A 15,217-nucleotide genomic window follows, 5' to 3' on the forward strand; every position below is an offset into this window, starting at 1 on the left:
TGTTTCTCCTCTTCTTTCGCGGGGTAATTACTTAGCAACCAAGAAGGGCTACAACCCGGGAAGGAGCTTAGCTTATGCATGCAGAAGTACAGAATCTATTTGTACGAATTCATCTTCTATATTTTGCCCAAAATCAAGATTTAAACGTAAGCGACGCGTTGCCTTTGTTAGAAGAGCGAGGATATCGCGTGGGTGAACGTGAGATTAAGCAGGAGCTTGAACACCTAACGCAGGAGAATTTCCTGACTGCCCACGGAGACCAGTGGAGCCTGACCGGGACAGGCATTGAGGAGTATAAGGAGATTGTTGCTGTGCTTGGACGGGTGAGCGAAGAATTGTTGTCTGACAGCAAGAAGGCCTCTCCGGCGTAAGACTGTTGCAGATTAGGCTTTGCGAGTAACTGAGCAAATAAAGATTGATTCTCGGCATAGAACAGGACAACCTGTGCTGGTGGATTCATAGGTACATCAAGACCGGGAGCGGATGCGCCCGGTTTTTTGATATGATCACAGGAGTGAACAGTTGCCAATTGGTGTAGGTTATGGTTAGATGGCTAATGAATCTTATGGTCTGCAAGAGAAGGATCGGATCGGAGTGTCAAGTGATGTATAAATGTAAAGGAAGAATCCCGGAAATGGAGACACCGCGGCTACGTTTACGCAAAATGCGCCGCAAGGATGCTGCCCAGATGTTCGTACACTGGTCCGACCGGGAGGTTACACGGTATATGAATCTCGCGCCGATGATCGGGACAAGCGAGGCGGCCGATATGATCGGGCTGCTGAATCATATGGCAGGGGAAGAAGACGCCATTCGGTGGGGCATTGAACTGAAAGCTACGGGTAAACTTATCGGTAGTTGCGGATTCAACACCTGGCAGCTGGAAGGGGCCTTTCGTGGTGAGATCGGATATGAGCTGGGCCGTGAGTATTGGCGCTACGGGTATATGTCTGAGGCATTCACGGCGCTCTTGCCCTTTGGTTATGAGACCATGGGATTGAACCGGATTGAAGCACTTGTGGACCCGCGTAACGCAGCCTCAGGAACTTTCCTGACAAGCCAGGGATTTACACGCGAGGGCCTGCTTCGCCAAGTACAGCATACGTCTACGGGATATAAGGATATGGTGATGTACTCGCTATTATATGATGAGTTCCTTCGCAATAAGAGAAAGTAGTGGAAAGGAAGGTAGGAAAAAGATACTTAATTTATTTTGAGATTACACATTAACGAAGAAACAGAACAAAGCTGGAGAAGTGGAACGTTCGTCTGAAAGCTTTCGGCACGAAAGCTACATCGGAAGCATAGGCTTACCACCGGATTTCTCTTTATAGAAAAGGGATGAAAAAATCTGGGGATAACTGTGATCGAAAGCTTGTTCTGTTTTGGAGTAGAAAGTAAAATCAACTGTTAATTGTGTATAAGATAAAAGAGAGAAGGGTTTGTGTGAATACAACAGGAGCTTTGAAGCGCAGTTTCATTCTTGCGGGTTTGCTGCTGGCAACGTTTCTGTCGGCGATTGAAGGTACGGTAATCGGTCCGGCGGGTCCAACGATTGTCAGCGAATTGGGGAGCGTGCAGCTTCTCAGTTGGATTTTTACGGCATACCTGCTCACGATGGCAGTCAGTACCCCGATTTTTGGCAAAATCAGTGACATATACGGACGTAAACCGGTTTTTCTCATTGGCTGTGCCTTGTTTTTGCTCGGATCACTCTTATGCTGTCTTTCGCAGAATATGGAGCAGCTGATCATCTACCGTGCTATTCAGGGGATTGGTGCAGGCGCTGTAGTACCGGTTACCTTTACGATTATCGGGGATATTTACCGCATTGAGGAACGGGGCAAAATCCAGGGCTGGATCAGCTCGGTATGGGGCATTTCGTCTCTCGTTGGCCCGCTGCTCGGGGGTTATTTTGTGGACAACCTCGGCTGGCAATGGATTTTCGGATTCAATGTGCCATTTGGCTTGCTCGCCATGTGGTTTGTATTCCGTTATCTCAAAGAGGATATTTCACCACGTACCGCTAAAATTGATTATGTTGGCGCGCTCACCTTCACCGTTGGTATTACCGCTATGCTCTTTGTATTGTCGGCAGGCGGGCAGTATTACGCGTGGAGTTCTCCATTGATTGTGGGACTAAGCGTGGTTGCCGTATTGTTTATCATTTTGTTTTTTGTGGTGGAAAAAAGAGCCCAGGCTCCGATGGTGCCACTCCATCTGTTCCGTATCCGGGATATCCGGGTGGCGAATATCGCCGGCCTGCTGACCAGCACATTGATGATCGGCTTAACCAGCTATCTGCCGCTGTGGGTGCAGGGAGTACGTGGGGGTAATGCAACCGAGTCCGGGTTGCTGCTCGCGCCCATGTCCGTTGGCTGGCTGATCGGCAGCGTGCTGGCAGGAAGGCTGCTGCTTAAGATTGGATCAAGGCTGACCAGCTTAATCGGACTTACTGGGATCGCTATTGGTTCGGGTGGGCTGTTCTTAGTTGGCGGGACTTCTCCGCAAGTCGTATTGTTTATTCTGACCTTTATTTATGGTCTAGGGTTCGGTTTTGCTTTTACAATCTTCACGATTATCGCGCAGTCGTCTGTAGGGTACAAAGAGCGTGGTTCTTCAACGGCACTGCATACGTTCATGCGTACACTCGGCCAGACGATTGGTGCGGCGGCATTTGGAACGTGGCTGAATTTCCGTATCTCGAAACTGTCGAGTGAGCAAAATTTAGCGGCCTCAGGTATATCGGAGAAGGATCTGAATGAGCTGCTTGCACCGCATACGGATGTTGCGTTATCAGACGAGAAGTGGGCGCTGTTGCGTAGTGTGCTGGAAGGCAGCTTGCACTCCTTGTTTGTCATCATGTTTGTTATTGCGATCGTTTCATGGGTCACTACGCTGGCCTTGCGCAAAAGGCTGATTGTTCCTGAGGATGCAGATGCCCCGCCGCAAGTGGAAGCCATGCAGAAGTAACTGACATGCCCGGGAGAAGCAATGGAATGCACGGCAAAGCAATGAAATTCATGGATTGATGCATATTGTCGCTATGTACTAAAAAGCAGCTGAACATCAGCTGCTTTTTATATTTCCATGGGTTTGGTATGATGAATTGGAAAAAGGAGGATGATGTGACTTGAGTAACCCGAAGGGGCTAGCCCTGCATTCCGTTTCCTTTCCTGTCCGTATCTTCTCAGCATTGCTGACCTGTATTTCAATCTCTGTCATTATGGTTTTTATTAATTATGTACCGATTGCCGAGCGAATGGAGAATACGTACTATTATCCGCTATGGTATTCATTAGTTATAGCTGTACTGATTACTCTAGCAATCGCCATTTTTCTTATTCTTCCGCTGTCACTTTTAACGGATGCGGTAACTATGTCCTTGACGCGACGATTCAAGGGAGTTGCGATGCAGGTTGTTTCCATAATGATTGGTTATGTTCTATTAGCAGGATTAAGCGGTGTTCTGTTCTCTATTTTTGTGTTTCGGGGGAATACGTTTCTTTACATGGACGCCATTCGCCAGATTTGTATCATGACCCTGATCTTTCTGGGCTGGCAATATATTTTGAGGGCAGGGTCCTATTGGCTAAAAAATAATACACAAGCAAAAACCGGATGAGCCTTGGTCAGGCCCATCCGGTTTTTTCATCTCTACCACTCTTTTAAGTTATCCAACGTAAACCTGGTAACCTAGCTCGGATGTGGTGCACATACGGTTTTAGCTGCTTGCAGACAGACTTTCTGCACCATGCGCCAGTCTTCCTAGAAGCTCGGACAGCAGTTCTTTGTCCTCTTCGCTTAGACCGCTGACTGCACGATCAATCTTGAGCGCATATCCTGGATAGATGTCATCCATCGTGCGCTGGCCTTCTTCTGTCAGTTCGACAAAAATGATTCGTCTGTCTTGCGGACAATGTTTGCGGCGTAGAAGCCCTTTTTGCTCCAGCTTGTCAATGACATAGGTAACGTTCCCACTCTGCAACAGCAGTTGAGCTCCTACCTGCTGGATCGGTTGTGCTCCTTTCATATATAACACTTCGAGCACTCCGTAGGCAGTTGGATTAAAACCATGTACTTTGCTTCCAGATACAGCGTGTTCATTCACACTTTTGAACGTATGGGCCAAGGTGCGGTACAGATGAAGTGAACGTTCGGTTCCGATCTCTTGTAATTCCAGCATGCTGATCCCGCCTTTCATTGTATTTATATAAGTTGACGTGATATGAAGGTTCTCGTTGCTGTATAAGTTTGAACTAAGGGTGATTTACCCGTGCATAAAGTTAAACTTATATAAAGCGTTTTGTAAAAGATCAGATCAACTTATATGAGTTGGATCATTATATCGATTGACGAATCGAAGGATCGTCATATGTTCATTGTAGACCTCAATTTGCCTGAAAAACATGCGATATGTCACAAGATTTGCATTTTTAGCATTTAAAATTTGATCATTTGTCACGATTTATAATACATATTTTCGATTGGAGCAATGAAATGGGTTAGAGTGCAACATACCAGAAAATGAAAAATCATCCTGTGGATGTTCCTTCATCTCCGACTTGGGCAGGAGGTTCTGCCTGAGCATCTTTTATATAATCATTTTCATATTAGACATTCGGAAAATGATGGAGGAGAAGTGAGATGGCAACAAACTACATTGCAGCGGGGCAAGGGGCACTAAAACAGAATCGTGCATTCGTAACATTGATGGTATCTCAGGCGATATCCAACTTGGGGGACTGGCTGCATCTGTTGGCTATCTTCACTCTGGTTGGGCTTCGCTGGAACGCAACGCCGTGGGAGATCACGTTTGTGATGTTGTCTGCGGCATTGCCGATGCTGCTCACAGGGCCGTTTGCCGGTGCTCTGGCAGATCGCCTGAACCGAAAGTGGATGATGATTACAGCGGATGCTGCCCGGATTATCATCGTGGGTGCATTTATTTTTGCGGATCAGATTTGGCATGTTTATGTATTGCTTATTCTTAAATCTCTGTTTGATGTCATGTTCTCACCCGCCAAGAACGGCAAATTGAAAGAAATTGTGCCACACCACCAGCTTGCTCAAGCAGTGTCCATTAGCTCGGTGATTGAACAGATGTCCAAAATTATCGGTCCGGCGCTGGGCGGGTTACTTGTAGCCGGGTTTGGGATCACGTGGTGTTTTGTGCTGGATGCATCGTCATTTCTGATCTCTGGCCTCATTTTATTGTGGATTCCCGGACATCGGGTGATCCAACGGGCGAATTCTAACGTAACAGGAGTAGAGGAAAAGACAGCAGGATCGACTCAAGTCAAACAATCCTTTTGGAAAGAAACACTTGAAGGCATCCGTATGCTAGCTTCTCTGCCTCATGTCGGAACGTCACTTTTTTTACTAGCATCCGCGATTTTGTTTCTGCAGTTTGCCGATTCACAAACGGTTGTTTTATTCAGGCAGCTTCCCGGCATTTCGGGTGATCTGCTTGGGTGGTGTGTTGCGGCAAGTGGTGTCGGAACGTTAATTGCGGCGATGAGTGTCCGAAAATGGAAAACAGCGAGTCACGGGTTAAAAATGGGTCTGGGAACCGCTGTAACAGGCCTTGTCATCGGGACGGCAGGAATAGTCGTTGTCGTATGGCCTTCAGCAGGAATAGGCGCACAGTTGCTTCTGATTTCACTGTTCGCCTTGGCAGGTGTCGGCATCGGGTTTGCAGTCGTGCCTTTTCAGATTCTGCTACAAGAACAGACCCCTGAGCCGATGACAGGCAGGGTGTTTGGTACTGTGGGCAGTGTGATGACAACAAGCAACATATTCGGCCCTGTGGTAGGCGGACTACTAGTGACATCATTTGGTGTTGTGCCTGCGTTTGTAAGTTCAGGTATGCTGCTGACACTGCTCGGTCTACTGTACTTGTTGAAGCCAAGAGCCAAGAATAGAGATGTGGAAGTAGTTCCCCCGGCACAGTCTGTGGCAACCGGTGAAGGGTCGTAAGGTGGTTTTTGGAGAGGTAATCGCCCAGCATGAAGGCAGAAATTAATTTAAATTTAAAATGTTTTCACTGAAAAATCGTTTGAGGAAATGCCTTCACGTTTAATGAGGAACAGGCAGAAATCCCTGTATTCTAATTAATCATAGGGGAAAACTCATATGCCTTGTCCCATCAACGCTAGCGCGGAAAGGGGGTGAAGCAACTTGAACTTAAAGGTGAAATTACCCATATCGATCACTCGTCTGGCAAGCATTCCGTTAGCCATTTTGGCCGGAACGTTGGTTATGGGCTTCGGTTCATCGCATGTCTATGCAGATGATGTTTCAAATGAGGCCGGTTCAAGCAAGCCGTCCAGCGGATTGTCACTGAACCTGTTTTCACGCGATGCTGATGGCGGATTTGATCTGACTCCATCAATATCGGTGTCCACAACACTGCTGGGTGTAGAAGTTCCTTCGATCCAAACGAATGCATCTACCGGCAAACTAAGTGTATCTGAGCTGAAAGTGGATACACCGCTTGGATCGGCAGGGACATCGAAGATTGGCATCGATGCAAAGCAAGGGACGGTGGATCTTCCTTCTGTGCAAGCAGACACGCCTGTCATTCAAGCAGATGTGTCCAGCAGTCAGGTGAATCTACAGGAGGGTACAGCCTCCTTGCCGGGTATAAAAGCCGAGGTTCCCGAGGTCATCAAAGCAGAGACGTCTGCTGTACACACAGACCTGCGGCAAGGCAAGGTTGAACTTCCTTCCGTGAAAGTTGATGTTCCTGAAGTTACATCGGTGGATGTCAGGGCATCAGGTGTGAATCTGAGCGAAGGCGAGGTACAGCTTCCAAAGGTGAAAGCAAACGTACCTGCTACTGGTGTAGCAACAGAAATTGATTCTGGTAGAGGGAAGATTGAACTTCCGGTTGCGAAACCGGAGCAACCTGCGGATACTTCAGATCAGCCTAGTAAGGCAGTCGATTCACCTTCGTCTCAGGGCAAGATGATTGGACAGAACACGGCAAGGGATGAAGTACAGGTTACAGGTCAGGTGATGGATCGTGAGATCACTCCAGGCTCGGTAACAGAGCCTGCTGTTTCTCGGGCTGTGCCTGTGAAGCAGGATGGTCTGAACCAACGTGCTGAGGAGACAAGTTCAAACGTATCTTTACTGGATAATGAATGGTTGCAAAAGGCCACTTCCTTTGGAAAATCAACAGCGAAGAACCAAGGTCAAGGTAATCTGAATGCGGATCAAGCATTACCTAAAAAGCAGGATGAAGCCTCTGCACCATGGCAACCACGGGTAGAACGACCGGCCAACTGGTCTGTTATGGGAATAGCTCCCTCTGCAACGAGTACCTCTACAGGTACAAGCTCCGGTTCGTCTGGTGTGACGGGGGGCGGAGCATCCGTTCCGGCTGTAGCACTGCCTTTGACCATAACAAGTCTGATGATGCCGGGTTACGACTTTGCTTTTGACATGGAACGTTTGGATGGTTTCAGCCAGTGGTCACAAGCACCACCAGGTCAGCCGCCGAAATATACCTCTTTCTCATAAACAACAATGGCGTTAATTCAACCAAAATGAGAAGGAGTGTATATTATCATGAAAAAAGTGAATCGTTGGGTAAAATTGTCGGTATTGTCGGGTACGCTTGTAGCTGGATTGCTAGGGGCTTCGCAGTTAACATATGCAGATAGCTATAACAGCAACAGCAACGGCAACGGTAATTTGGATTTAAATGCAGGTTTGCGTCTGGAACTGGGATCATTGCTATCAGGACAACGTGACGCTGGTCACGGGAATACGAGTAACTACGGAGGTTCTTCCAGTGCAAGCGGTGCATTGAATCTGGATCTAGGGCTAAACGCTGATGTATCCGCCGAGAACATGAACCGTTACAATAACCAATCTTCGGACGTTACGAGCGAGTCAAGCAGCTCTGGCAAACTGGGCCTCGGCCTCAATGCCAATGTGTCAGGAGAAGCAGCAACGATGAACGAGTATTCACGAGACGGTCAGGCACGCAATGCAAGCAGCAGCTATGCCAGCGAAAGCCGCGGCATGCTCGATCTGGGTCTGAACGCGAAAGCGGAAGGAGAGAGTGCAACGATGGCTCAATCCGAGCGCAGCAGTAACGGGAATGACCGTGAGCGTACCGCAAGCAGCAGCTATGCCAGCGAAAGCCGCGGTAAGCTGGATTTGGGTCTGAACGCTAATGCGGATGCAGAAAGCGAAACGATGACCATGGTGGAGAGCAATCGGTAATATGAGTTTTTCACTGTAACATGAAGAAGCAGGGGCTCCGGAACCCCTGCTTCTTTTTATGGGATTAGAAACAATAGAATTGAATGGCTTACTTTTTGCTCAATTTGATCAAACATGATACTCAAAACTCATTTACAATATAAATAGTTCATCACGTAAAAATGGATAAGAACAGGAGTGGTTAAGCCATGCAATATGCATCGCAGGAAGAAACAGCTTTATCTAATTCCATTCTGAACGTACATATTCGCGAAGCAGGTTACGCACCAGGGCAGTCTACGATCCGGAATATTCGAATGCACGTGGCGCCGGGAGAGTTGGTCGGGATTATCGGGCCCAATGGTGCAGGTAAAAGTACAACCATCAAGACATTGCTTGGCCTGCTGGAGCATGCCGATTATGATGTAACCATTGGTGGGGAAGGGCGTTACGCCTACGTTCCCGAACAGCCTGTTTTTTACGAGTACATGACCTTGTGGGAACATCTTGATCTGGCCGCCGCAGCATATGAAATAGAAGAAGAGGTATTTGTTTCGAGAGCAGAAGAACTGTTAGCCCGTTTTGGTATGGATCATGTCCGTAATGATCTTCCAGCGAGTTTCTCGAAGGGCATGCGTCAGAAAATGATGCTCATGATCGGATTTCTCTCTTCACCGGATATCTATATTGTGGACGAGCCATTTATCGGTTTAGATCCACGTGCAACAAAGGATTTTCTGAAATTACTTGATGATGAGCGCCGCCGAGGAGCGGGCGTGTTAATGTCTACACATGTGCTCGATACGGCTGAACGGATCTGTGACCGTTTTATTCTGATTGCTGCCGGCAGGTCGGCTGCGGAAGGAACGTTGAATGAAATTCGTGCTACGGCGGGAATGCCGGAAGCATCTTTGTTTGATTGCTTTGACACGTTAACATCGGATTGAAGAAAGGAGAAACCTGATGGTTGAGCCCAAACGTTATACCCCGCATCTTCTATATCAGAGAAGACAGAAAGAGCATCTTCGAGAACAGTGGCGCAACTTCAAACTTGTGGTGGACTGGACAGTCTGGCTGTATCTGCTGATTCCAGGTCTGCTATATTTTATCGGCTGGTATGCCAGTCTGTGGACGAACGCATTGCCAACATGGGCAACCAGTATATCATTCCCTCTACTAACGGGGATTCTCGAACTGATCATCCTGACGGGTGGAGTTCTGCTTTTTATCGAGGAAGCCGATGTATTATTCTTGAAATCCAGAACGGTCTGGATGCGAACATTGATGATGCGCGGGCTTTGGCGGGTGACGGTGTTACAATTTGGAAAAATGATGCTTATTACCGCTTTTGTTGCGCCGCTGCTCGTTCGTGTATACGAGATGTCTCTTTTACAGATTGTGCTGACAAGTTTCTGGTTGGGAACCGTAGCGTCACTTCAAGTCATTGCTATACATATAATTAAAGTTCGATATACGGGATGGCGGCGCTGGCTTTCATTGGCCTCACTTGTGATCGCCATGGGATGGATGACTGTTCGCACATCCGCTTGGATGTTAGGGGACATGTATACGTGGAAAATGATGCTCAGTATTGCCGCCGTTCTGCTGCTGCTCATTACGATGATCCAGATGAGATTACGTATGAAAGGTACGTTTGAGGGCGATGTGCGCGAGGATTTGCGAAGCAGGCTCAGGTTGACCGCACTGATGTTAAGTCAGGCCGTGAGCAAGCCGAAGTCTCCGCAGACACGAACAATCGTTTTCCGTAAACCTCGCAAGTTATTCCGTAAACGCTCCATTCGAAATCGGACAGCGGAGATCGCATTTAAAGCATTTCTTCGTAATTCCGAGACGTTGAAATTATATCTGCAACTAGGTGGGTTGTCTATCGCAGCGGTAGCCTTGCCGCCGTTTCCGGTCAATGTCATCGTGTGTGGGTTACTGGTGATTATGCTCACCGTGATGTTGTACCGTGCATGGGATGGACTGGCAACCTCGGAGTATGTTCAGCTTGTCACCTATGATTCTGCTGCGCTGCATGAGGCAGGCTCCATCATGGTGCGTATGTTGTTACTTCCACTTGTTGCGCTGATGGGATATGTCATGGGAGTGTTTTGGCTGGGCTGGCTTCCCGGTTTTCTGACTGCTGCATGCACGGCGGCATTGGGTTATGTTGTAGTGTCCGTTGCAGGCTTGATCAGACAGACCCGTTCATGATTTTTTTTGCATCACTATGCGTGAAAGGAAGTTGCTGCCCGAAGCGCATATCACTTGGTTGAACTGCCCATGCTATAGAAGAAAAGGTATGTGAAGCACATGAATGTTATGGGTGTCCTGTTCATGTATGTCTTGATTCATGGATGTCTTGATTTTCAATAGGTTTCACAGACCGAGGATAGAAATATCTATAGTAAGGAGGCGTAGAGTATGATGGATAACGGTGAGCTTCAAGTGCATTTTTCCGATCCTTCGGCACTGCTTGAGGCAAAAGCAACCTTGGAGGAATTAGGCTATAAGCCATATCAATCTGCACCACTTGAATTATATATTCCGACGGATCGGCAGGACCCGCAATCCGCAGTAGAGATCGTGCAATCACATGGAGGGAGTGCGGTGTTTGCTTCCTCAGTGGATGAACCGGATCAGTTCCAAAATGTATCCATTCCGGCACATGTAGTGAACGAGGACTGGGACGAGAGCTATGCGCGCGGCGGGAGCCAAACGGTAAATTACGGTCACAACATTGATCAAAGTGTAGATCAGGGAGAGCATAATTATAGTGATGATCCGGTTTATGATGATTCGGCAGATGGATTTTCCGGTAGCGTTAAAGCCTGAGGTGAGAACTACGAACTAGTGTAGATGGGGAAAAGAGGAAGACGGTACCAAAGGTTAGAATGAAAGTGGCCACAACATCAGTACCGGATGCCATCAACAACTGTAATAACGTGACAACAACAGTACTAAGAACGGTACCAAGAACAGTACCAAGAACAGTACCAAGAACAGTACCAAGAACAGTACCCAAAACAGTACCCAAAACAGTCCTAACAACACTACCAATTGCAGTCCTGCACCAACATACTAGCCCGCAACTATGTTGCATTAAAGGGCAAGGTGTATCTGGAACTCCAATTAGAGCTGTAAAGAATAGTTGTTAAAGCAAAGCAAAAGGCACCCTGATCATGGATAATGACATATGGGTGCCTTTTTTTGCACAATCGTATGATGCATTTTATGTAATTGGCCCATCGGCCAGTGTTGTACCTGATCATTTTCTAACGATCACAGGGAACGCTATTTGCTCGATTTTTGAGGTGTTTGAAAATCTAACGATCTCCAGAGACGTTATTTTGGCAGAAATGAATCATTTCAAGCTGGAAAGGCCTGTTTGGTGCCAAATAGCGTTACTGGTGATCGTTAGAATTTAAAAAGGGTCAATTTTCACGAAATAAGGTTCGTGGTGATCGTTAGCGCTTGAACCACGTTCAAAGCGACTCACCAACTATCAGCATCACACCGAAACGGACCACAACACCCGACACTAGCCAATGTATTGATGAGCACATTAAAGCCACGTCTACAACGTGCATACAACACCGATACCTGACAAATGACAAGCAACATTCCACCACAGCAGTCTGCACCTAGACATACTTCGCTCACCCTACGTCAACATCGTTAGGCACAGGCACTTGCCGTCGACCATGGCCGACGAAAGTGAAAAGTAGAACACCAACCACCAACCACCAACCACCACACATCAAACACCAAATTACCTACACGTTAGCATGTCTGTACTCCGCGGCATGCATACCCGCAGTATACCCTGTAGAGAAAGCAGCGGTGATGTTATAACCGCCAGTATAACCGTGAATATCGAGTACCTCGCCGCAAAAGAATAGTCCAGGCAGCAGCTTGGATTCCATCGTTTTAGGGTATATTTCCTTTAAGTGAACCCCACCTCCGGTAACAAAGGCTTCTTTAAGCGATCTTGTGCCGTCTACGCGGAAAGTAAAGGACTTCATCAATTCGCACAGATGGTTTAACATACCTTTTGGAAAATGGTGAAATGTCAGATCATCCCCGATCTCGGCACGTTTCATCAATAGAGGAATCAGACGCTCAGGCACCCATGTTCTCAAAATATTTTTGACAGCCTTGCGCGACTCTTGCTCTAGGCCTTGCTTCACTTGTGCTTCCAGCGCAGCAGGGGTAAAGTCAGGGAAGAGGTCGATACTCATGGTGACCTGTGTATTCCCTGATTTCATCTGAACCTTGCGAATAAATTGACTGCAACGCAGAGCAACCGGGCCAGATACGCCAAAATGAGTGAAAAGCATGTCTCCACGATGGGAGATAACCGTTTTGCCTTTGGCATCGAGTACAGACAGTGCGATATCACGCAGGGACAAGCCCTGCAGTTCTTTAGACTGAATCCAGCTCTCTCCAGATACAATTGGCACTTCGGTTGGATATAACTCTGTGATGGTATGACCAGCTGCCTCAGCCCAAGGGTATCCGTCACCTGTGGAACCGGTTTGCGGCACAGATTTGCCGCCTGTTGCAATAATGACGGAGCGGCCGTGAATGATTTTGCCTGAAGCCAGCTTAACACCCTGCACTTGCTGACCGTTCTGAATAACTTCTTTCACAGGTTCTTTAGTACGAATCTCGACGCCAAGGGATACAATTTTCCCGACTAACGCATCAACAACCGTTTTGGCTTTGTCTGTGACGGGGAACATTCGGCCGTTGTCTTCTTCTTTCAAGGCAATGCCGAGATTTTCAAAAAAACGCATGATGCCCTGATTGTCCAGATTTTGAAACGAGCTGTATAAAAACCGTCCATTACCCGGAATATGTCGAATCAGTTCATCCGTTTCTTTGGCATTGGTTACATTACAGCGTCCTCCGCCGGAAATACCCAGTTTACGTCCCAATTGATCTCCTTTATCCAGTAACAGGACGGAGGCTCCATGCTCGGCCGCAGCTACACAAGCCATCAGACCTGCTGAACCGCCGCCGATTACGATAACGTCATACATATATAATTACCTTCTTTTTTGATTAATTTTGTCTGGTTTTTATAGACAATGTCTGCTGCTGCCTTTTTCTGAAATCAGACAGGGTAATACGGTGTTCTATTTTGCAGTCTTAAGCGATATATTGTAATATACTGTCGCCTATGTTTTAATCAGAATTAAATGAGGGAATGTGCAGGTAGAGGAGGAGATGACGTTGTGGTTGCGTTAAAGGACATTCTTTTACAAGTACTGCTGGCCGGATCGGCAGTATTCCTGATTCCCTTATTTTATCTGGGTCTCTCCAAACAACAGGTCATGCGAATGGATCACGCAGATAAAGTCAATTTCAGCTTTGCGGCAACAAGTGTCATCAGCATGCTGCTCTGTCTGATTTTTGCATTATCCGTAGGTTCCGAGACCGTTCCTATATCCCTGAGTATTATCCCGGTCACTCTTGCGATTCTATATTGTAAAGCCCACATAGGCGCTGCCTTGTCCATTCTACATATTCTCTTCTATTTTCTATTAGCACATCCCTATAATCTGTACGGATTTCTTCTTCATACGGGAATACTTCTCTATCCTATTGTATGGTTGTCTGCCAAACGATTCAAGCATAATACATGTTCCCGCAAAATGAATACGGTCATCGCGCTGATTACCGCTGAACTGGCTGTTGCAAGTCTGTTATGGATGGTTTATGTCTATCCTGATACGACATATTCCAAGCTTTATCTGATTTTGTCAGCACTTGGATATATGGCAGGTGCATTGGCTGCTGGGAGCATGAGTCAGTTGTGGCTGGATCGGATGGGACGTTATCGCGGAATGGAACAGCAACTGTCTGAGGTGCATCACCATTACATGAGTGAAACAGAGAAACTGCACCAGATTTTGAATGCAGTACCTCTTTCTATAGCCACGGTAGATGTCGAAGGCAAAGTTGTGTTTGTAAACGAACTGATGAAGCAAACGGCAAAAGAACAGCTTCCATGCACATCGGCACATAACTTAATTGGGCATCACGCCAGTCAATTTGTTGAGCAAGAACAGGCGGATAAGATGGAGCACAGCATCCAGCAAGCGGTTGTGCATGGTGAAGTAAGTGTGCTGACGGTGCGATACGGCTCGCATGTATTTCTTTCCCGAACTGTGCCGATCTATGCTTATGCTGCGGAAGGCTCGAAGGAAGTCTCGGGAGCAATACTCATTATTCAGGATGTTACCGAGCTTGAGATGCTGCGCAGCGAACTTGATAATGTGGATCGTCTAAGCTTGGTGGGACAGATGGCGGCAAGCATCACGCATGAGGTACGCAATCCGATGGCTGTGGTGCGAGGGTTTCTGCAGTTAATGCAGGAAAAGAGTCCTGATTCCCTGAATCATTATTATCGAATCGTTATGGAGGAGCTCGACAGAGCGAACAGTATCATCAATGATTTTCTGTCCCTGGCTCAGAACCGTATAGCAGAAAAAGAAGAATCACAATTACACGATATCATTCATGAACTTAGTCCTTTGCTATGGGCAGACGCCAACCTAAGAGGTCAGAGCATCGAACTGATGCTGGCCCATAATGTGCCGAAGCTGCATCTAAATGCGAAAGAAATCAAACAGGTCGTATTGAATCTTGCTCGTAACGGAATGGAAGCGATGACCGAAAAAGGTGTGCTTACCTTGGAAACCCGGATGGTTGATGACAGGGTGGAACTGTGTGTACACGATACGGGGCCGGGGATACCGCCAGTGAAGCAGGAAAAGCTGTTTGAACCGTTTTATACAACCAAAGCAAAAGGAACCGGACTGGGATTATCCATGTGTCTGAGCATTGTCGAACGCCATAATGGCACAATTACCGTTGAATCCGAAGAAGGGCATGGAACGACGTTCAAGGTTGCCTTTCAGCGTTAGCGTGTCAGCATATTTTGCCAGACCATTAGCCATAATAAGTGAGAGAAAGCTGTTCCGCAGGT

Annotated in this window: 14 protein-coding genes; 12 read left to right on the top strand and 2 right to left on the bottom strand. The window is 47.2% G+C overall.

Features of this window, described 5'->3' with window-relative positions:
- Positions 1 to 74 precede the first annotated feature (74 nt).
- From EC604_RS25400 to EC604_RS25415, 4 genes are all read left to right on the top strand, one after another.
- The gene (locus tag EC604_RS25400) at positions 75 to 371 is read left to right on the top strand and encodes a hypothetical protein (protein WP_123066827.1); all 297 of its coding nucleotides are present in this window, start codon (positions 75 to 77) and stop codon (positions 369 to 371) included.
- A gap of 233 nt (positions 372 to 604) precedes the next feature.
- Positions 605 to 1,177, top strand: a complete 573-nt coding sequence (locus tag EC604_RS25405; RefSeq protein WP_123066828.1) for a GNAT family N-acetyltransferase — start codon at positions 605 to 607, stop codon at positions 1,175 to 1,177.
- A 287-nt stretch (positions 1,178 to 1,464) separates the two neighbouring features.
- The gene (locus EC604_RS25410; protein WP_240037222.1) at positions 1,465 to 2,973 is read left to right on the top strand and encodes an MDR family MFS transporter; all 1,509 of its coding nucleotides are present in this window, start codon (positions 1,465 to 1,467) and stop codon (positions 2,971 to 2,973) included.
- Between the two features lie 160 nt (positions 2,974 to 3,133).
- On the top strand, positions 3,134 to 3,625 hold the full coding sequence (locus EC604_RS25415; RefSeq protein WP_123066830.1) for a hypothetical protein: 492 nt from the start codon (positions 3,134 to 3,136) through the stop codon (positions 3,623 to 3,625).
- Between the two features lie 99 nt (positions 3,626 to 3,724).
- On the opposite strand, the gene EC604_RS25420 is transcribed toward EC604_RS25415, so the two are convergent.
- Complete coding sequence (locus EC604_RS25420; protein WP_123066831.1) at positions 3,725 to 4,186, bottom strand: MarR family winged helix-turn-helix transcriptional regulator; 462 nt, start codon at positions 4,184 to 4,186, stop codon at positions 3,725 to 3,727.
- A 461-nt stretch (positions 4,187 to 4,647) separates the two neighbouring features.
- Here EC604_RS25420 and EC604_RS25425 point away from each other — a divergent pair, with 461 nt between their 5' ends.
- The 7 genes from EC604_RS25425 (at position 4,648) to EC604_RS25455 (ending at position 11,648) form a co-directional block, all read left to right on the top strand.
- A complete protein-coding gene (locus EC604_RS25425) occupies positions 4,648 to 5,979 on the top strand; it encodes an MFS transporter (RefSeq protein WP_123066832.1) in 1,332 nt (443 codons plus the stop codon).
- 213 nt (positions 5,980 to 6,192) lie between these two features.
- Entirely contained in the window at positions 6,193 to 7,527 is a 1,335-nt protein-coding gene (locus EC604_RS25430) for a hypothetical protein (RefSeq protein ID WP_161557041.1), read from the top strand.
- A gap of 48 nt (positions 7,528 to 7,575) precedes the next feature.
- Entirely contained in the window at positions 7,576 to 8,238 is a 663-nt protein-coding gene (locus EC604_RS25435; protein ID WP_123066834.1) for a hypothetical protein, read from the top strand.
- Positions 8,239 to 8,426: 188 nt separating this feature from the next.
- Positions 8,427 to 9,164 (top strand): ABC transporter ATP-binding protein, encoded by a 738-nt coding sequence (locus EC604_RS25440; RefSeq protein WP_123066835.1) that lies wholly within the window; start codon positions 8,427 to 8,429, stop codon positions 9,162 to 9,164.
- Between the two features lie 16 nt (positions 9,165 to 9,180).
- Complete coding sequence (locus tag EC604_RS25445) at positions 9,181 to 10,434, top strand: ABC transporter permease (protein ID WP_123066836.1); 1,254 nt, start codon at positions 9,181 to 9,183, stop codon at positions 10,432 to 10,434.
- Between the two features lie 210 nt (positions 10,435 to 10,644).
- Positions 10,645 to 11,055, top strand: coding sequence for a hypothetical protein (locus EC604_RS25450; RefSeq protein WP_123066837.1), 411 nt, complete (start codon positions 10,645 to 10,647; stop codon positions 11,053 to 11,055).
- Positions 11,056 to 11,402: 347 nt separating this feature from the next.
- Complete coding sequence (locus EC604_RS25455; RefSeq protein ID WP_123066838.1) at positions 11,403 to 11,648, top strand: hypothetical protein; 246 nt, start codon at positions 11,403 to 11,405, stop codon at positions 11,646 to 11,648.
- A 348-nt stretch (positions 11,649 to 11,996) separates the two neighbouring features.
- Here EC604_RS25455 and EC604_RS25460 read toward each other — a convergent pair whose 3' ends face one another.
- Positions 11,997 to 13,265, bottom strand: a complete 1,269-nt coding sequence (locus EC604_RS25460; RefSeq protein ID WP_123066839.1) for an NAD(P)/FAD-dependent oxidoreductase — start codon at positions 13,263 to 13,265, stop codon at positions 11,997 to 11,999.
- Positions 13,266 to 13,460: 195 nt separating this feature from the next.
- Between EC604_RS25460 and EC604_RS25465 the strand changes: the two genes are divergently transcribed.
- Positions 13,461 to 15,155 carry a two-component system sensor histidine kinase NtrB gene (locus EC604_RS25465; RefSeq protein WP_161557042.1) on the top strand — a complete coding sequence of 565 codons (1,695 nt, stop codon included), beginning with the start codon at positions 13,461 to 13,463 and terminating at the stop codon, positions 15,153 to 15,155.
- Positions 15,156 to 15,217 lie beyond the last annotated feature (62 nt).

The organism is Paenibacillus amylolyticus (assembly GCF_003719335.1).
GTDB classification, from domain to species: domain Bacteria; phylum Bacillota; class Bacilli; order Paenibacillales; family Paenibacillaceae; genus Paenibacillus; species Paenibacillus amylolyticus_D.

Bases quoted from the DNA above. Each gene is read 5' to 3' on its own strand.
- EC604_RS25460 (WP_123066839.1), bottom strand. From the start codon at position 13,265: ATGTATGACGTTATCGTAATCGGCGGCGGTTCAGCAGGTCTGATGGCT.
- EC604_RS25400 (WP_123066827.1), top strand. From the start codon at position 75: ATGCATGCAGAAGTACAGAATCTATTTGTACGAATTCATCTTCTATAT.
- EC604_RS25455 (WP_123066838.1), top strand. From the start codon at position 11,403: ATGGATAATGACATATGGGTGCCTTTTTTTGCACAATCGTATGATGCA.
- EC604_RS25445 (WP_123066836.1), top strand. From the start codon at position 9,181: ATGGTTGAGCCCAAACGTTATACCCCGCATCTTCTATATCAGAGAAGA.
- EC604_RS25425 (WP_123066832.1), top strand. From the start codon at position 4,648: ATGGCAACAAACTACATTGCAGCGGGGCAAGGGGCACTAAAACAGAAT.
- EC604_RS25440 (WP_123066835.1), top strand. From the start codon at position 8,427: ATGCAATATGCATCGCAGGAAGAAACAGCTTTATCTAATTCCATTCTG.
- EC604_RS25450 (WP_123066837.1), top strand. From the start codon at position 10,645: ATGATGGATAACGGTGAGCTTCAAGTGCATTTTTCCGATCCTTCGGCA.
- EC604_RS25420 (WP_123066831.1), bottom strand. From the start codon at position 4,186: ATGCTGGAATTACAAGAGATCGGAACCGAACGTTCACTTCATCTGTAC.
- EC604_RS25405 (WP_123066828.1), top strand. From the start codon at position 605: ATGTATAAATGTAAAGGAAGAATCCCGGAAATGGAGACACCGCGGCTA.
- EC604_RS25435 (WP_123066834.1), top strand. From the start codon at position 7,576: ATGAAAAAAGTGAATCGTTGGGTAAAATTGTCGGTATTGTCGGGTACG.